Source organism: Gluconobacter sp. Gdi (genome assembly GCF_014132155.1).
GTDB lineage: Bacteria > Pseudomonadota > Alphaproteobacteria > Acetobacterales > Acetobacteraceae > Gluconobacter.
The window spans coordinates 254,755-272,332 of record NZ_BLJQ01000002.1 but is presented as its reverse complement, the minus strand read 5'-3'; the positions used below and the strand labels follow the sequence as shown (position 1 = coordinate 272,332).

The window sequence follows — 17,578 nt, the reverse complement described above, 5'->3', positions numbered from 1 at the left end:
CATTCCTTCATGGCCTTTCTGGTTTTCCTGACGGCCCTGCTGGCAACACCCTTCAGCTGGGCAGAAACAACACCGGCAAAAGCCGCAGCGGCGACAGTCAGCCCCACGTCGGCTCCCCTGTCGGCTCAGGAAGCCCAGCAGCTTCTGAATGTTCTGAATGACCCCAAACAGCGTGACAGCTTCACACACACGCTCTCCCTCATGGCGCGTGGTGTCAAACAGACGGACACGCCTGCAGCAAGCCCAGCGTCCAAGGCTGCAACCATGCCGGACGTGTCACCAGAGATTGATAACGGCCTGAAAAGCGTTCGTACGCAGTCATTGGGATATGTTCACAACTTTCTGAACCTCTTCAGTGATCTGGGGCTGGTCGGCCACTGGTTCAGATCACAGATGTTGTCGGCAGAGACACGCGCGCCAATCCTGCATGCATTTGGCATTGCCGTGCTGGTCATTGCGTGCGGTCTGGGGCTCGAACGCACCATTGCGCTAATGCTGCGCAAACCGCTTCAGAACCTGACGCTCAAAGCACAGGCGCGGGAAGTCCGGAATATTCAGGTCCTGCCCGAAGCAGACCCGGTGCCCACAACGGCAGCCACTGAAGCCACCAACAATTCCAACCAGACCCGAGCAGAAGACCAGAGACGTCAGGTTGAGACGCTCCGTTTCCTGTCCCGCATTCCTTACGCCGCGGGTCACTTTCTGCTTAAAGCCCTGCCCGTTCTCGCCTTTCTGCTTCTGGCAGGCCTGTCGGTGCTGGTTCTGCCTCTGACAGAGCGCACCGTGAACGTTATCCTGACACTCGCATACTCTTACGCAGGGGCACGCACGCTCTACCTCCTGGTCGAGACTGGTCTTACCCCGCGGTCACCCACCATTCGGCTTCTACCCGCCAGCACACCGACTGCCTTTATGGTGACGCGGTGGTGGAACGTGTTGGTTGCTGCGCCCGCTATTGTCATTTGTCTGTCCGAACTTGGCGCACAGTTCAATCTGGCACCACGCGGAACAGGAGCCATGATTCGTGCGGTTGTTCTGGTTGAACACGTACTGATCGCTGCTTTCATCTGGCGTATCCGTCACATCGTCAGCAATGCGCTGCAGCCCAGCACCGTTGGTAAGAAAACGGGCATGTGGACGGTCATAGCCGCCATCACGCGCCTGTGGTGGGTACCTGCCATGTTCCTGGACATTTCGCTCTGGATTGTCTGGGCAGCCCATCTACAGGGTGGATACACATGGATCCTCAAGACCACAGGCGCCACAATCGGCGTTCTGGTAGCGTCCCGTCTTGGTGCTGTTCTGGCTTATGGGCTTCAGGACCGGTTCTTTCGGGTCAATCCACAGCTTGTGGAGCGCTTCCCAGAGCTTCAGAAGCGAGCTGATCGGTACTACCCGGTCGCTCGTATGATTCTGACGGGCGCCATCCTGTTCCTCACGCTCGTGGCCATCACAGAAGCATGGGGCCTGCCAACCTTCGGCTTCTTCATCAAGAATGCCCTTGGCCGTCGCCTAATGGATACGGCGCTGACGATGCTGATTGCAGCGACTGTGGCTGCGGCAATCTGGGAAATGGTCAACATCATGCTGAACCGGCAGCTCTCGTCTTTCGAGACCTCAGGCCAGCGTTCCCGAGCAACCCGCCTGCGTACGGTGATGCCAATCATCCGCACCGTTCTTCTGGCCATCATCATCATCATCGTTGCCGTGACGACACTCTCGCAGATCGGCATTAACGTAACGCCACTTCTGACCGGTGCAGGTATCCTTGGCGCAGCCATCGCTTTCGGTTCCCAAAGTCTGGTGAAGGACTTCATCACGGGCTTCTTCATGCTCGTCGAAGACGCAATCCAGGTCGGTGATTGGGTTACGACAGGCGGCGTCTCGGGAACCGTGGAAAACCTGTCAATCCGGACTGTAAAGGTGCGCGACATTACGGGCGATCTGCACATCATCCCGTTCTCGTCCGTCTCCTCCATTGCCAACACAGCGCGCGGCTACAACCAGATCGTCATCAAGCAGCAGCTTGATCTGTCGGAAGACCTGCCGCGCGTCTCTGCCATCATGGAAAAAGCCGTCAAGGAAATGCGTGCTGATCCGGTTTTCGGGCCGATGATCCTGTCCGACTACACAGATCTGGGCGTGGATCAGAGCGACAGCGGAGGCGCCACTCTGATTGGCAGCATCCGGACAACCCCCATGATGAAATGGAAGGTTAAACGCGAATTCAACCGCATCGTGACCAACCGCTTTGCGGAAGAAGGTGTCAAATTCTACACGCCGACCGCCTACACCACGACGCCACCAGGCAACAGCATGCAGTTCAAGGTCGCCAATGACACAGGGCCACAGCCTGTTCAGCCATCACCTGAGAAAGCCTGATCCCTACAGAAGGCGTTTCAGAAGTTTGGGAAGAGCGTGAAGCTGACCAGAGACAGGTAAAACATCACTGCCAGCAGAATATGGCACATGTAGAGCGGGGCAATCACATAGCCCCGCCGCCTTGCCCATCCCATGAGAAGGCCAAAAGCAGCAACAGCCACGGCTAAAGCGACATTCAGCATAAGTCGGCTGTCACCCTTCGCCAGTGCGACAATCATGAAAACTGCGCCGAGTAGGGCAAACCCGACATGGACTGGCAACAGAGCCTTCAACGGACGCTTACTCCGGAGAACGCAAAGGCCGAGCCATAGGCCTGCAATAACCGTAAAAGTGAAGCACAACATCGAAGCAATCAACATCTTCGAGTCACCTTTTCTCTTATGTGTTTCCGGACATTACCGGATCTGGGAACAAAATGCTTGCAAGTATTCGTGCGCACATCACGGGCTTCATATCCGCTCGACACACAGAGCATCTTCCCGGGACACCCTCTCAAAGAGGCATCGTTGGCCCACACTAACAGACTTCGCCTATACCGCCCTGCATCACGCCAAGTGAAACCAGAAACGACAACGACCAAACGCCAGCTCAGACAAAGACGCCCTAATCTCCGTAATAAAAAAGCCCGGCATCTCTGCCGGGCTTTCAACAATAGAGACCTCAACTGACGTCTCCATCATCGCTCATTTCAGATTAGCGCAGAATACCAGTGTGGCCCACACTGTAACGGCCTGGCTGCGGCCAGACCGTCAGGCCATGCGGCTCGGCTCCAACAGGGATCTTGCGGACAGCACCCGTATCCGTGTCGATGGCATAAACCACATCGTCAAAACGACCAGACAGCCAAAGCAGCTTTCCGTCTGCACTGACATTGCCCATATCCGGGCTGCCGCCACCCGGAATCATCCAGGTCTTGATGACCTTGTCCGTCGCGAAATCGATGATGGACACTCCACCCGGCCCACCACGCTTGCCGTGGATGCGATGGGAACCACGGTTCGCCACATACATGACCTTGCCATCACGGCTCGGATACAGGCCATGCGTGCCTATACCCGTCGGGATGAAGCCGGTTTCCGTAAAGGAGTCACCATCCACGACGAACACACCGTCAGCCATCATGTCGGCAACATAGAACTTATGTCCGTCTGGAGCCGTCAGAATATCCTGCGGCATTCCACCCTTGGACAGCTTCAACATACCGATCATCTTCAGGTTCACGGTATCGACCTTGGCAACATAACCGCCAAACTCGCAGGTGAAGATCGCGTACTTGCCGTCAATGGAGAAGTCAGCGTGATTGACGCCTTTGCACTCCGGCGTCTCGACTGAGCCCTTAAGCTCCATCGTGTGCGGGTCGCGGAAATCAAGACGCTTGTGGGCTTCAGCCACCGTGATCGCGTACTTGCCATCCGGGGTGAAGTACATGTTGTAAGGATCGTCCACTGCAATATTTGCGCCGGGCTTTGCGGTCGCAGGATCGATCGGCGTCAGAGAGCCATCCGGACGTCCCTCACTGTTGTTGGTCACCCAAAGCGTCCGCAGATCCCAGGATGGCACGACGTGCTGTGGGGAGCGACCAACGGGGTAGGTATCCACAACTTGAAAAGACACCGGATCAATAACGGAGACACTGTTTCCACGCAGGTTCGGCACATAAACCCGCGCCGGGTCGTGAGCGATCGCCGGAGAAATGTGGGACGGCGTGGTTTCGCTATAAATATTATGCGGATCAATAACGGCTGGCATGCCCGGAATAGTCTGCACCGCATCTGAAGCAGCCGGAGCGGCCACGGGAACAGATGAAACAGCAGGCGCTGGCGCCGAGAAAGGCACCATAGCTGGCGGAGCTGCTGGAGCCGCCGGGGCCGGAGGCAGAGGAATCGGTGCACTTGCATCCGCAGGAGCCGTGGTCTGGGCCTGCGCCGCAGAGGCTCCCAGCAGCGTCAGCGCCGCCAGAAGGGGGGTCTTGAAATTCATGGATGGCTCCTGTTGAAGGACTGAAGTGCCGTTACAGCGGTGCGTATCTGCATCTCTGTGCCGATACGTCCCAGTCCGGGCGTAGCCTGGCGCGGATCCCCGCCATAAACGCCATCGGTGACACTGGGTTTTGGAGCGGCGCGAAGCGCTTCCTGACGGACCAGGGACGGATCCACGGCCAGCATCAGGGACGTATCGCTCAGTTCCGCATGCATACCCACTTCTGCTGCATGGCCCTGCGCTTTTAGGGCATCAGCATACTGATGGGGAATAACTTCATAATAATCGCGCAGGTCCAGAACTGCTGCCTGACCCTTCCATCGCGTGTTCAGCTCCTGGGCCACATGCGCCATGGACGCCTGATAGCCCCCATGATCTCCCAGAAAAACGATTTTCCGGAAACCCTGCACACGAAAACTTTCAGCGGCACCTTTCAGCATTCCTTCGAACACGGCAGGCGGCACGGAAATTGTTCCCGGAAAACGCATGTGAGAGGTTCGCGGGGAGATTGAACCTTCCGGCACATAAGCAATGACGGGGGCCACAAACGTCTGCCCGGCCTGTCTGGCAATTTCGTCCGCCAGAACCTGCGCCCGCACATTATGCTTGCCGACAGCCATGTAAGGCCCGCTTTGCTCCGTCCCGCCGACGGGAATGATAATAGTATCAGTCCCACCATGGACGGCGCGGTCAATTTCCGTCCAGGTGTGGCAGGCGAATTCAACCTGTGCCGCCGTTCCCGCGCAATGCGTCACGGCCTGCCCGAATGCCAGCGGAGCCATACCAATCCCCAGGCCAAGCATCGCACAGGCGGAGCGCAATAGACGGGGATAAATCGGCATAAGACAGGCATCTCTGAAAATGGTCGTCTTTCCCTACTCCATCCGGGGGTATGTTTTCCAGAGCACCCCGTCTTTTCGCTCTCGGAAGATACAGTATAGAGAGCGGTATGCCTTTCCCTGTTTCTTATGACCCCGATGCGGTCGATAGTGCCGCCCATCTGATTCAAGTCGCGCTGACGCCGGTTTTCATGCTTTCGGGCATTGGAACACTCATCAACGTCTTCAACACACGCCTTGCTCGCGTGGCAGATCACCTAGAAGACGTGCGAAAAAAACTGGCCGCTCCGCCTTCTGATACCGATACGCCAGACCCTTTCTATACACCGGCACGACTGGCCGCTCATGAGCTTAGACTCCATCGGCGAATCTTCGTTCTGGACGCAGCCATCATGCTCAACGCCATCGGCGGGGCCTCGACCTGCGGCGCGGCAATGGCTCTTTTTGTCGGCTCGCTGCGCGATGCAAGCACATCCACATGGCTGCTAGCCTTTTTCGGCATAGCTCTGGCCTGCACCGTTGGCGCTCTTTTCTTCTTTCTGGCGGACACACTTCTCAGTTGGCACGGGCTAAGACGCGACGGGCTTTCTCTTTCGTCTCCCAAGAAAAATTGAGACCTTGCGCAATTTTATTGCGCGAATATGGCGCTTATCAGATTTTGATACCCTAAATTGCGATGGAACCGACAACAGAACATCCCTGAACTGAAACGTGAAATAATCGCTGTTTCAGCTCAGGAGACTGCTTTTCATGAATTGCAGCAAAGTTCTGGCAGGGATTTATGCGTTAAACGCAGGTCTGATCCCGCATCTTCATTTGTTGCTTTGAAAGTGGTTTCTGGAGTTTCTCCCGTCCCACGCCATCAACGGCAAGTAAAACGGAGAAAACTTCCATGACGTCCATGACCCTGATCCACCTGATCGGCCTGCCAACCAATCTTCTCGCCCAGTTCTCAATGGTCGCATTCGTGCCTGTTATCGGCGCTCTGATGATCGCTACTGTTGCAGCTGACCGCGTTTCTTCCAAAGGCTGAATTTTAGCCTTTGGTTACGCCTTGGCTGTTCGCAGGCAGGGTTTCAGTGACGAACGGACAAGTAGGAATTCGGATCCAGACGACGACGCCACAAGTCGCTGATCCAACAGCCCATGATTCCGATCATCATGCCCACTGATGTGGACCCGATCCAGTGTGACGGTAGCAGCGCCATTAAAACGCCTGCACCTCCTGCGATGGTCCAGTTCAGTGTACCAATCAGGGCAGATGCTGCTCCTGCCTGATGCCCGTGATGCGTCAGGGCCAGAACACCAGCGTTTGGCCCGACAAATCCGAGCGACGACGTCGTACAGAAAATCAGGATGCAGAGTATCCAGGGATTTTGTGGCCCAACCAGCCCCAGCGAACAAACCAGCACACCAAGCAGTGTGAAGGTTAGAACAGCCAGCATTCCGTATTCCATGACTCTGGTAAACAGAAAGCGCTGCGCCATCCGTGCGTTGATCTGTGACCCCAAGACAAAGCCTACAGCGTTCAACCCAAAGAATATGGCGAACAAGCGCGGCGAGAAATGCAGAATGCCCTCAAAAAGAGCTGGTGCATTGGAAAGATAGGCAAACATCGTAAAGGTGCCGAAGCTTGCGACCATGGCAGCAGAGCAGAACAGTGGCTCTGTAATCAGGCCCCAATACCGGGCGACCACGCCTGTAAAAGGGAGCGCAAACCGCTTCTCTGGTGGAAACGTGTCTGGCAGCAGGAACCACGTTCCAATGAACAGCAACACTCCAAAGCCTGCGCCAACCCAGAAGATCAGTCTCCACTCGCCCAGATCGAGCAAAAAGCTCCCGATGGATGGCGCCAGAAGCGGCCCCAGACCAAAGATGAGCATCAACTGGGACATCAGCTTCACGCCAGCCGGCCCAGTGGCAACGTCACGTACCATAGCTCGTGGCGCTACGGACGTTGTTGCCCCTCCCATCGCAGCGATGAAACGTAGAATGCAGAATAGGTGAAAATTCGTGACCACCGCCAGAAGAGCGGAAGCGATGACATACACCACCAGCCCCAGCAGGAGCGGCAATTTACGGCCATAGCGGTCACAGAGTGGGCCGAGTGTAAACTGCCCAATTGCGAGCCCGGCGAGCCAGGCTGTCAGCGTCAACTGGGCTGAACCCGCCCCCTGCCCCAGATCATGTTCCAGCATGGGAAATGCTGGCAGATACATATCTGTCGAAACCGGTCCGAGAATGAAGATAAGGCCGATCAAAATCCGAACGACCGGCGAAAGGGTCGTTACAGGGGCATCAGAGGCGGAGGAAGTGGACAAAAGTACACCACGTCATGGCAGGGCGATAAACAGGAAAACGGGCTCCTCATTAAAGAGAAGCCCGCTTTGGTACTCAACGCCTTTTTATGCGCTCTGACCATCCCCGAAAAAGCAGAAACGATCAGGAAAACAGGGACGACCGGAAGATTATTTCCCCCACCCTGCCAGTACGCTGTCCTTCACGCTTTTGGGGAGGCCGACATAGTCAAGGCGGGCATTGTCCGCATCACCATTCTGAAATCCCCAGGCGAAGAAGTCACGAACAGCCTTGGCGACTTTCGCATCCTTCGGGTTGGTTGGAACCAGAACGAACGTTGCCGTCACAATCGGCCAAGCCCCTGCGCCTGCCGTATCGAGCAGGTTAACGGCATAATGGTCAGCATGGGTCCAGTCAGCCGCATTCGCAGCTTCAGCAAAACTCTGAAGCGTTGGAGAAATAAATGCGCCGGCATGGTTCTTCATCTGGGCAATATTCAGATGATTCTGTGCAGCATAGGAATACTCGACATAGCCGATGCCACCTTCCGTCTGCTTGACCATCGCTGCCACACCATCATTGCCGCGGGCGCCAGAACCACCCGGCCATGCGATTGACGTGCCAGCTCCCAGCTTCTGCTTCCATTCAGGGGAGACCTGAGACAGATAGGATGTGAAGACAAAGCTTGTGCCCGAACCATCAGCACGATGAACCGGAGCGACATCTGTTTCCGGCAGTTTCAAGCCCGGATTCAGAGCCTTGATGCGATCATCATCCCACTCCGTGATGTCGCCATCGTACAGAGCGGCAAGCGTCGGGCCATCCAGATGCAGGCTGCCTGCCTCGATTCCCGGAACATTGGCAACGACGACAATGCCGCTCATCACGGTCGGGAATTGATACAGGTGTTCAGCAGCCAGACGATCCGCAGCCATCGGCTTGTCAGAAGCGCCGAAATCGACGGTCCGGGCAATAACCTGATCCTGGCCAGCGCTGGAGCCGACGCTCTGATAATTTACGTTCACCCCGATCTGAGTTTTGGCAGCGGCCCCCCACGCCCCGTAGATGGGGGCTGCGAAGCTGGAGCCTGCACCCGTAATCTCCTCAGCACGGGCAGAAGACAGCGAGACAGAACCAAGGGCCGTCATTGCGACAAAACCGAAAAGCGCGAGCTTGTTCTTAATCATGATGATCCCTAACCGGGCATTGGTAAACGGAGTTATGTACTAGCCCCACCCTTCCAAGGGAAACAGAGGGTGGCACATGATAGTTTCATGACAGGCTCAGAGTGCCTGATGCGTAAATAACACACCCATGGTCCATTCCCCTTAAAGCATTCAACAATGGGAAAATGCAGCCCGTTTCTAAAAGACACACATTTTCAAAGACATGACAGGGTTTGTCATAAATGAGTCTTTTTACCGTCATGAAACCTTCCCACTCTTCAAAAAACGAAATCAGATACCTCCGCTGTGGATCACCTGCCATTCATGCAAGGATGCACCACGGCAATGACTTTTTCTGTTCGAAGAGCAACAGCCCTTCTGGCGACTTCGACCCTGATGTCTTTTGGAACGTTCGTTGGTCATGCCCATGCGGCTGACCAGATGGAAATCATGGAACGCCAGATTCACGCGATGCAGGCGCAGTTGAATGCCCTGAAGAAAGAGCATAACGACGAGATCAAGCGAGCCAGAGCCGTCCTTGCCCGTCAGCGTGAAGAAGCGGAAAATAACCCTTACAATCAACGTAGCCGCTATATTGGCTCCCCACCACAACCCACTACCCCCCTAATCACTGTTCGCCAAGGGACTGGTAGTCCGGACAGTGGCCGTGCGGCTTCGGACCGTGCAGATGTCAGTTCATGGGCCGACTTCCAGCGCGCGACGTCTCAGGACGAGGAAGTCACGGTTGGTGGCGTGAAAATTGGCTTTCCCAAAGGCCGTCCAACCATTCAGTCTTCCGATGGCGCGTATGCTTTCTCCATTGGACTGGCCTTCCATGAAGACTTTGGCGGATTCTTCAATGCAGGCCCACGGGCAGGCGAAAGCCGTGGTGCTTTCAACAGCTTTACTTCCAATCTGCGACGCCTGCGTATCCCGTTCATGTTCCGCTACAAGAACTGGGTTGCAGCCGTTACGCCTGATTTTGGGGCGAACCATAATGATGGTTATGTCGGCCTGTACGAGGGCAACCTGAACTACACAGGTTTTCGCAACACAGTCCTGACTGCTGGTTACTTCCAGCCTCGCGTGACGGAGGAAGATTCCGAAAGCTCGAACGACTTCTTCACACTTGAACGTCCGAGCATCACTGACATGGTCCGCAACATCGCTGCTGGCGATGCCCGTTTCAGTGTTGGTGGGCTGCATTATGAAAAGCGTTGGTGGGTTGCCGGGTACTTTACGGGCCAGGAATGGGGACACCGCAACGCCTCTGACAACGGCAGCACCTATTATGGCGGCGGCAACGCCAATACCGTTGATAGTCAGACGGGCGCCACACTCCGTGTCGCTGGCCGACCTGTGGTCACAAAGGACGTGGACGTCCATGTTGGAGCGTCTGCCATTTCAGCCTTCAAGGTTCCCTGCAATACAGGAGCAGATGCAAACCATTGTACACGGTCAACATCCTTCGGCCAGCGCCCTGAATTCGACATTGGAGAGGCTAATCTCGCGGCAACAGGAGGAATCACAAATGCTGCCCAGGTCTGGGCTGCTGGCCCCGAACTGGGCATCCGCTGGAAACGCCTGATTGTTAAAGGTGAGTACTATCACGTTGGCGTCGAGCGTTCTGGCCCTGGTCTGAAATCCGCAGGGTTTCAAGGCTGGTACGGGTCAGCAGCCTATACAATCTTCGGTGATCCTCGCATGTACAACATCAAGGAAGGCGCTTTTGGTGGTCCCGGCGTAAAGGCTAACGAGGAATTCAATCCGGCGCTCGATCAATGGGGAGCTCTTGAAGTCGTCGGCCACTACAGTGTCATTGACCTCAATAGTGGCCTGAATGATGCAAACGCCAAGAATGTCATTCGCGGTGGTCAGCAAACAGTCTGGACCGGCGGCCTGAACTGGTATCCCAATCGCCATTTCCGCCTCATGCTGGACTACAGCCACTTCATCGTGTCTCGCAGCATGCAGGCGACCAACCTGTACGGCCGCAGTGGCAACTCGATTGCAGCCCGAATTCAGGCTGGTTTCTAACACTTCACCATTTTTCAGGCGGGGCGGGTCATGGACCATGCCCCCGCCTTTTCCATTGATCGAGCATCAGACAAGAAACAGTCTCGTCCACCGTAGCCCTCTATTTGTCGCACAATGATACGCACCTCATTGTGATTTCTGTCTAAACAGAAAATCCTCGCTTGCAGTATGCCTGCGATCTTGGCCCCGACAGATGAGCTGCCTTTCCAGGACGCCCTTTCGCTTATGATTGTCTCTTTGCCCCGCCTGAGTTTTCTAGCAACAGCAACGTTTTTACTGTCTCTTGCTTCCACTTTCCCCGTTTTCGCTGCCGACAGACTGGAAATCATGGAGCGCCAGCTCAGGGCAATGCAGGCGGAGGTCCAGAAACTCCGGAAAGAGCGAAACGAAGAACTCAGACAGGCTCGGGCCGTTCTGGCACACCAGCGCGAAGAAACAGAAGCAAATCCCTACAGGCAGCGCGCAAGCTTTCTTCCGCCGCCTCCGCTTCTTCAGGTCATGCCTGCCATTGCTCCACTGACAATCCATCGGCCAGGCGTCCATCCGCAAGACACGCCGCCATCAGACCGAGGCATCGTGACCTCCTGGCAGGATTTCCAGGCCGCTACCGCTCAGGATGAGGAAGTCAGCGTCGGAGGAATCAAGATTGGCTTCCCCAACGGGCGTCCGACATTCAAGACAGCTGATGGCGCCTATTCTTTGTCCATTGGTTTAGCGTTTCAGGAAGATTTTGGCGGCTTCCCAAGCATTTCGCACAGAAATGGCGAAGAACGAGGCAATTTCAACAGCTTTACATCCAACAGTAGACGCCTCCGGATTCCGTTTACCTTCCGCTACAAGGACTGGGTTGCAAACGTCACACCTGACTTCGGGCATGGCAACCATGATGGTCAGGTTGGCCTTTACGAAGCCAACATAAACTACGCAGGGCTGCATAATACCGTCCTGACCGTTGGATATTTTCAACCCCGTGTAACGGAAGAAGATGCAGAGAGCTCGAACGACTTCATGTTTGTTGAGCGCCCTGCAATCATTGACCTTGTTCGCACGATTGCCGCCAACGATGCCAGATTCAGCGTGGGAGGTATGCACTATGCCGATCGCTGGTGGATTGGGGGGTACTTCACCGGGCAGGAATGGGGCAATCGCAACGAGCGCGGATATTATGCCTCTGTCGGGGACGAGATCACGGATAGTCAGACAGGTGGAACCTTCCGTGTCGCAGGCCGCCCAGTTGTAACCAAAGACGTGGACATGCATGTCGGCATCTCCTCCATCGCATCTTTCAAGGTTGCCAAGAGCACGACAGGCCGCAGTTATACGTTTGCCCAACGCCCGGAAATCAATCTGGGCGAGTCCATCCTTATGACGACGGGCGCCATCAATAATGTTGCTCAACTCTGGTCAGCAGGGCCGGAGTTCGCGCTGCGCTGGAAACGACTTCTGATAAAGGCTGAGTATTATCGCATCGGCGTTGAACGCACAGAGGGTTTACCCTCACTCGGATTCCAGGGGTGGTATGGTGCTGTTGGATACACGCTCTTTGGAAACCCACGGCGTTACAGCATCCAGGAAGGAGGTTTCCTTGCCCCCGGCGTCTCTCCGGATCAGGAATTTGATCCCCTGCATGATCGTTGGGGAGCTCTGGAAATTGCAGCCCGTTATAGCGTCGCTGATCTCAACAGCCGCATAGGAGATGCAGATGGCGTCCGTGGCGGACAGCAGACTGTCTGGGCAACGGGCCTAAGCTGGTATCCCAACCGCTATTTTAAATTCATGCTGGACTATAACCACTTCATCGTCAGTCGTTCTTCCGCCACCGTTAACCTCTATGGTCGCAACGGCGATGCGGTCGTCGGGCGCATTCAGTCAACATTCTGAACAGCATTCACCTGAAACCCAATGAAATGTTCTGGAAAATTATTTTTTCCAGACGAACTCTCCCACTCCAGAGATCTTCCAGTTATTATAGAATTTTATATTCGGTATTTGGAAAGACTTTCTCTTGTTGAAATGGCTTCTTGGAGCGTTCCTCGGCTTTCTTGTCGTTTGCAGTGCGATCATCGGAGGCGGCTGGCTCTGGATCGACCAGAAAGATTTCTCGGCGCTTGCAACACAGAAGCTTGAAAAAGCCACGGGTCGAACGGTCAAAATCGGCTCATTACGCCTCAGCCCTGGCCAGTGGATCACGATAGACGCCAAGGACCTGCATCTGGCCAATATTCCCGGCGGCAGTCGACCAGATATGGTGAGTGTAGGCGCCCTGCATGCCCGAATACGGCTAACCTCGCTTCTGCATGGGCCACTTGAAACACGCGATGTCACGATTGACCATTTCTCAGGTCTCTTTGAAAGAACCCCAGACCGAACACCTAACTGGCGCTTCAAGTCCCATAAGACTTCCGATACCGCAGATACCCAACCGCCACCTTCGGACAAGCCTGACCTGAGCTGGTTCCCAGGACTTCGCAACGCCACAATTAACGAGAGCGATGTTACTTATCGCTCCGCAAAGGGCGCCTCTTACCAAGTCACCATGCAGCATGTGACTTTTCAGTCCGAAAATGATGCGTCTCCCCTGAGCATGGCTTTTCAGGGCGCATACAACGGCACACCCGTCACGCTCGATGCCACCATGCAGCCCCTCAAGGTCCTACGTCGCGCCCCAGAGCCATATGGGGCAAAAGCCCATGTTACGTCCGGGGATCTTGCTATCGATTTTGATGGCACCCTCACGGATGCTCTGAACTTTGAGGGCGTGAAAGGCAATATTACCCTTTCCACGCCGACCTCTGCGCCAATTTTTGCGCTGGCAGGGCTATCAGACACCCATCCCGTTATTCCCCTGACTCTTAATGGCACCTTCAGTCATGCCGGAGACAACTGGCATCTCACCAATACCACGGGAAACTTCCAAAGCACCAAAATCAAAAGTGGCACCTTTGATCTGAACGAAGGTGGCAAAGGAAAGCCCGATATCATTTCCACAGACCTGAATTTGGGCCGGGTAGATCTTAATGACCTCAATAAAGCACTCTCATCCGGAAAATCCTCTGGGCCAACCGATATCCCCCTGATTGCCCCCGCAAAACCTGACCCGGTTCTGCACGTCAAACTCACTGCTGATGAGATCCTTTACAACACTCTGACGTTTGCCAAGTTGAAGCTGGACGCGTCTCAGACACCTGGCCGCATTGATGTCAGCACCCTCGCACTAGGCTATCTGGGAGCGGGACTTCAGGCCAACGGACACATGGAAGATCAAGGCGGCCGCTCCCGTGTTACGGCAAACATCGCTCTCTCCCATGGCGACATTGACCGCCTTCGCCGTACTGCGGGTCTAGCCCCAGTTCCGGTAAAAGGCAGCCTGTCGATCCGCATCATTGCTTCGGCGAATAATGTCCGCACCCTGAACGAGGCCACACGGAAAGCTGATCTGGTCGCAGCGGTCAGTATGGAAAAAGGAGAAATTGCCCGAGAGATCGTGGAAGCCGCGTCCATGGATCTTCGGCTCCTGTTCCGTCATGCAAAAGGGACCACACCGATCACCTGCATGCTGGGTGTTCTGGAGATGCATCAGGGGATCGGAAAAGTTGTTCCCCTCCGACTGAAGACCAGCGCCGGTGTTCTGGCCGCGAAGGCAGATTTTGATTTAAACCGCCGATGGTTGGACCTTGTGTTTGCGAGCCGGCCGTTCTCCACGAGTTTCTTTGCACTCGATATCCCCGTACGTGTCAGTGGACGGTTTGACAGTCCCGATCTGAGCATTGCGAAGTGGTCGAAGAAAGGGCGTGATCTTTTGGCTGACTCCAACGAGCTGACTGTTCTGCCTGCTGCCCTCCGATCCTTTGCATCTTCCAATGCCTGCGCCCGCCCCACGCAATGACACATCATCCTAGTTCGTGGAGCGGCCTCAATTTGCTCCGTCAATGTACGCAGGTTATGCAGACCGCATAGCGCCTGGAGAGTTTCTGTTATGCGTATAGCAATGATCGGTGGTGGTTACGTCGGGCTGGTTTCCGGTGCATGCTTTGCCGAATTCGGTTCAGATGTAGCCGTTGTCGAGCGGGACCCCAAGAAACTGGCAGCCCTGCGTGAGGGCCGTATTCCCATTTATGAGCCCGGTTTGGACGCTATTGTCGCCAAGAATACCGAGACCGGCCGCCTTACATTTGGGGATGATCTGTCAACCGCTATCAATGGTGCAGACGCCGTCTTTATCGCCGTTGGCACCCCGACCCGGCGCGGCGACGGCCACGCAGACCTGACCTACGTCTATGCAGCAACGGAAGAAATCGCCCGCTCTGCCAAAGAGGGCCTGCTCGTCGTCACGAAATCTACGGTTCCGGTTGGAACAGGCCGTGAAGTTGCACGAATTCTAAGGGAAACGCGCCCTGAGCTCACGTTTGACGTCGCATCAAATCCTGAATTCCTCCGAGAAGGTAACGCTATCGGAGATTTCATGCGCCCGGATCGCGTGATCATCGGGATTGATACATCCGGTTCCGACGAAGGCGAACGTGCGACAAGGATCATGCGTGAAGTCTATCGCCCCCTGCATCTGATTGAAGCGCCTATCGTCATTACAGACCTCGAAACGGCGGAACTCACCAAATACGCCGCAAATGCCTTTCTCGCCATGAAAGTCACCTTCATCAACGAGATGGCTGATCTTTGCGAAAAAGTGGGAGGCAATGTCCATGATGTTGCGCGTGGCATGGGTCTGGATCAACGCATTGGCGGGCGTTTTCTGCATCCGGGCCCGGGTTATGGGGGGTCCTGCTTCCCGAAGGATACACGCGCTCTAACAGCCATCGCAAATGATGCAGGAGCCCCATCCCGTTTGGTCGAAGCCACCGTCGCCGTAAACGAAGACCGCAAAAGTCGCATGGCGGAACGCATCATTGCTCAGGCTGGTGGTACTGTCCAAGACAAGACGGTGGGAGTTCTGGGCCTAACGTTCAAGCCAGATACCGACGATATGCGCGAGGCAGCTTCTTTGCCTATCCTTACCCATCTGCATGAAGCAGGAGCCCGGATTCAGGCCTTCGATCCTGAGGGAATGGAAGCTGCACGCTCGCTCCTGCCTGACGGGGTTGTCTATTGCGGAGACGCGCTGGAAGCAGCGACCAACGCTGACATTCTGGTCGTTCTCACGGAATGGAACGTATTCCGCGCCATTGACCCGGAACGCCTGAGCAAAGCCATGCGCGGAAAAGCCATTGCGGATTTGAGAAACATCTGGGACCCTGCAAGCATGCGGGCCGCCGGCTTTGATTACAGTTCAATCGGCCGACTCTAAACGTGCACAAAAAAAAACCGACCTCTTTGAAAGGCCGGTTTTTCGCGTCAAAAGTAATACGTTCAGCTTTCAGGACTTGTGAACGGGAGCAAAAGTTCCATTCCGAAGGCTCTTTTCAAGCTGTTCCAAGGACTGGCCTTTGGTCTCCGGCACATAACGCAGCACGAACAGAAAGGCGCCTGCATTGACGAGAGCGAAAAGCCAGAACGTCATGTGTGCGCCCAAACCCTCAACAAGAGACAGGGTTGTCAGAGAGATCAGCAGATCTGCCCCCAATGGCTGCCCGCAACAAGGCTCATGCCCTTGCCACGGCAGGACAGCGGATAAACCTCAGCGCCAACCAGCCAGACTGCAACTGACAAGCTACCCGTGTTGCAGATCGTGTAACCCATGATCGCCAGAACCGTAATCCATGCGCCAGCACCGCCTTTCATGTGCAGCGCAAACATTGCTCCGAGCACAATCAGGGAAATAACTGCACCGGGCAGCAGGCGTAGAATCAGCGTCCGGCGGCCCCAGTTATCAACAGCCCAGCCACCGAAGATCGTAGCGCAGACCATCGCCAGGCCAACAGCAACTGACGTCAAAAGCGCAGATTCCTGACCAAACCCGGCATCTGCAAAAATGGTTGGGGCATAGTATAGAACCGCGTTGATACCCGTTAGCTGACACAGCAGAGCGATACCAACAGAAGCAATAAGAGCCGGACGAACCCAAGGCTTGGCGAGTTCAGACCAGGGAGCCTGCTCGTCATGGTTGTCTATGATGGCCTGAAGTTCATTCTGGGCCACTTCTTCTGAAGGCCGTACGCGACGCAGGACAGCCAGAGCTTCATCCGTCCGCCCTTTAAGCGCTAACCACCGTGGGCTGTTTGGCAGAAATCCCATCCCAACAAAAAGGATCAGTGCAGGCAGCATGCCGATGCCGAACATGATCCGCCAGCTGCTGTCTCGCAGGAAGTAGCCAGTCAGGAAGGAAATCGTAACGCCCGATACAATCGCAAGCTGGAAACCAACAACCAGTCGTCCGCGACGGTTCGGCGGCGAAATTTCTGCAATGTAGATCGGGACAATCTGGGACGCCGCGCCGATCGCAAGCCCTAGAATCAGACGCGAGACGATAAGTACCGTGACCCCTTGGGCCGCCGATGCCAATGCTGTTCCAACCAGAAACAAAGCGGCAGCAAGCATCACAGTCCGACGACGACCAAACCGGTCAGAAATGCCACCTGCACCAAGACAGCCAATCAACGCGCCGAGAATGATGGCAGAGGTCACAATCTCCGACCCGATTGTGTCGAGATGAAACTGCTCACGTATCTGCAAAAGCGCCGAGGATATGATTCCCGTATCATATCCGAAAAGCAGACCACCCGTTGCAGAGATGGTTGCAATGAAATTGGTCAGCGCTTCTCCGCTGAGCCGTCGTGAAACATCAAGGGACTGCGTCATAGGGTCTTCTTCCGTCCGTGAGCAGGGTCATTCGGGAGGGGTGTCTTTAACGTTACAGCACCTAACGGAACATCGTAAAAGTGAGTATTTTCATATTTCGATGATATTAATGTTATTTCTGGC

The 17,578-nt window shown here is 55.3% G+C and carries 12 protein-coding genes and 1 pseudogene; 7 read left to right on the top strand and 6 right to left on the bottom strand.

Features of this window, described 5'->3' with window-relative positions; all coding sequences use genetic code 11:
• Window positions 1–9: 9 nt before the first annotated feature.
• Window positions 10–2,382, top strand: a complete 2,373-nt coding sequence (locus JN414_RS05095) for a mechanosensitive ion channel family protein (RefSeq protein ID WP_237389880.1) — start codon at window positions 10–12, stop codon at window positions 2,380–2,382.
• 17 nt (window positions 2,383–2,399) lie between these two features.
• Here the strand turns inward: JN414_RS05095 and JN414_RS05090 are convergent, their stop codons facing one another.
• The 3 genes from JN414_RS05090 to JN414_RS05080 form a co-directional block, all read right to left on the bottom strand.
• Window positions 2,400–2,741: a hypothetical protein gene (locus tag JN414_RS05090; protein WP_202206977.1), complete on the bottom strand. Its 342-nt coding sequence runs from the start codon at window positions 2,739–2,741 to the stop codon at window positions 2,400–2,402.
• 334 nt (window positions 2,742–3,075) lie between these two features.
• A complete protein-coding gene (locus JN414_RS05085; protein WP_202206976.1) occupies window positions 3,076–4,362 on the bottom strand; it encodes a YncE family protein in 1,287 nt (428 codons plus the stop codon).
• Window positions 4,359–5,204, bottom strand: a complete 846-nt coding sequence (locus JN414_RS05080) for a creatininase family protein (RefSeq protein ID WP_202206975.1) — start codon at window positions 5,202–5,204, stop codon at window positions 4,359–4,361. The genes JN414_RS05085 and JN414_RS05080 overlap by 4 nt, the downstream gene beginning before the upstream one ends.
• 107 nt (window positions 5,205–5,311) lie before the next feature.
• Here JN414_RS05080 and JN414_RS05075 point away from each other — a divergent pair, with 107 nt between their 5' ends.
• Window positions 5,312–5,815 carry a DUF2721 domain-containing protein gene (locus JN414_RS05075; protein ID WP_202206974.1) on the top strand — a complete coding sequence of 168 codons (504 nt, stop codon included), beginning with the start codon at window positions 5,312–5,314 and terminating at the stop codon, window positions 5,813–5,815.
• 278 nt (window positions 5,816–6,093) lie between these two features.
• Window positions 6,094–6,234 (top strand): hypothetical protein, encoded by a 141-nt coding sequence (locus tag JN414_RS05070; RefSeq protein WP_157091237.1) that lies wholly within the window; start codon window positions 6,094–6,096, stop codon window positions 6,232–6,234.
• Between the two features lie 43 nt (window positions 6,235–6,277).
• Here JN414_RS05070 and JN414_RS05065 read toward each other — a convergent pair whose 3' ends face one another.
• Window positions 6,278–7,522 (bottom strand): multidrug effflux MFS transporter, encoded by a 1,245-nt coding sequence (locus JN414_RS05065; RefSeq protein ID WP_202206973.1) that lies wholly within the window; start codon window positions 7,520–7,522, stop codon window positions 6,278–6,280.
• Between the two features lie 147 nt (window positions 7,523–7,669).
• Window positions 7,670–8,686 (bottom strand): phosphate ABC transporter substrate-binding protein PstS, encoded by a 1,017-nt coding sequence (gene pstS / locus JN414_RS05060; RefSeq protein WP_202206972.1) that lies wholly within the window; start codon window positions 8,684–8,686, stop codon window positions 7,670–7,672.
• A 324-nt stretch (window positions 8,687–9,010) separates the two neighbouring features.
• Here pstS and JN414_RS05055 point away from each other — a divergent pair, with 324 nt between their 5' ends.
• The 4 genes from JN414_RS05055 to JN414_RS05040 all read left to right on the top strand — a co-directional run bounded on the left by JN414_RS05055 (window position 9,011) and on the right by JN414_RS05040 (window position 16,004).
• Entirely contained in the window at window positions 9,011–10,702 is a 1,692-nt protein-coding gene (locus JN414_RS05055; protein ID WP_202206971.1) for an OprO/OprP family phosphate-selective porin, read from the top strand.
• 225 nt (window positions 10,703–10,927) lie between these two features.
• A complete protein-coding gene (locus JN414_RS05050; protein ID WP_202206970.1) occupies window positions 10,928–12,583 on the top strand; it encodes an OprO/OprP family phosphate-selective porin in 1,656 nt (551 codons plus the stop codon).
• Between the two features lie 127 nt (window positions 12,584–12,710).
• Window positions 12,711–14,588, top strand: coding sequence for an AsmA-like C-terminal region-containing protein (locus JN414_RS05045; RefSeq protein ID WP_237389879.1), 1,878 nt, complete (start codon window positions 12,711–12,713; stop codon window positions 14,586–14,588).
• A 102-nt stretch (window positions 14,589–14,690) separates the two neighbouring features.
• A complete protein-coding gene (locus tag JN414_RS05040; RefSeq protein ID WP_304599230.1) occupies window positions 14,691–16,004 on the top strand; it encodes a UDP-glucose/GDP-mannose dehydrogenase family protein in 1,314 nt (437 codons plus the stop codon).
• A gap of 69 nt (window positions 16,005–16,073) precedes the next feature.
• Here JN414_RS05040 and JN414_RS05035 read toward each other — a convergent pair.
• Window positions 16,074–17,455: pseudogene (locus tag JN414_RS05035) on the bottom strand (sugar porter family MFS transporter).
• Window positions 17,456–17,578: the final 123 nt, after the last annotated feature.